The sequence below is a fragment of the Brevundimonas sp. LPMIX5 genome, assembly GCF_003576505.1.
Lineage (GTDB): Bacteria > Pseudomonadota > Alphaproteobacteria > Caulobacterales > Caulobacteraceae > Brevundimonas > Brevundimonas naejangsanensis.
Genome location: NZ_QWTZ01000056.1, coordinates 1 through 733 on the forward strand (window position 1 = coordinate 1; position 733 = coordinate 733).

A 733-nucleotide genomic window follows, 5' to 3' on the forward strand; every position below is an offset into this window, starting at 1 on the left:
CGCGCAGCCGGCTTGGCCGGAGCGGCGGCGGCGGCGGCGGAGGCGGCGGCGGGGGAGGCGGCGGAGGCGGCGGCGGCGGGGGCGGCGGCGGCGGCGGGGCCACCGGCTCGGCGCCGAACGCATAGCGCAGGCCCAGCGTCACGGTGTGCGACTGGTCATAGTCGCCCGCCAGGGTGCCGAACGGAATGGCGCCCGTACCCGAGGTGTTGGTGTCGAACTCCATGTCGCCCGTCAGATAACGGTACGTCAGGTCGATGTTGGCGCGGTCCGAGACGGCCCAGGCCAGACCGGCGATCGCCTGGGCGGCGAACTTGGTCGAGCTGTCGTCAGCGGCGAAGGCCACGCCAGGCGTCTGACGCAGGCGGCCGACGGTGTCGGTGTTGACGCGGTTGGCGCCGACGCCCAGGCCGACGAACGGACGGATGGTCCAGTCCGGCGAACCGAAGTCATAGATGACGTTGGCCATCAGAGTGGTCGACGTGATGTCGCCTTCCGGCGAGTGGCACGGACCGGTGGCCGGCGTCAGGTTGCACAGGCCCTGCGGACCCGAGACGGCGCGCACGCGGCCGATGTCGCCCGAGCGGTAGCCGCCTTCGAGCTCAACACGCCAGTTCGGGTTGAAACGGTAGCCCAGGCGAGCAAAGGCCGCCCAGCCGTCGTTGACTTCCCAGTTCCAGTTGTGGCCGGTCGCCGAAGCTTCCGTATTGATGTCGTCGATGATGTGGTAGCCGGC

Annotated in this window: 1 protein-coding gene; it reads right to left on the minus strand. The window is 70.8% G+C overall.

The genetic code is table 11. The features are described 5' to 3' along the window. The coding region (locus D1604_RS15255) for an outer membrane protein (RefSeq protein WP_147399945.1) at positions 1-733 on the minus strand (733 nt) is incomplete at both ends.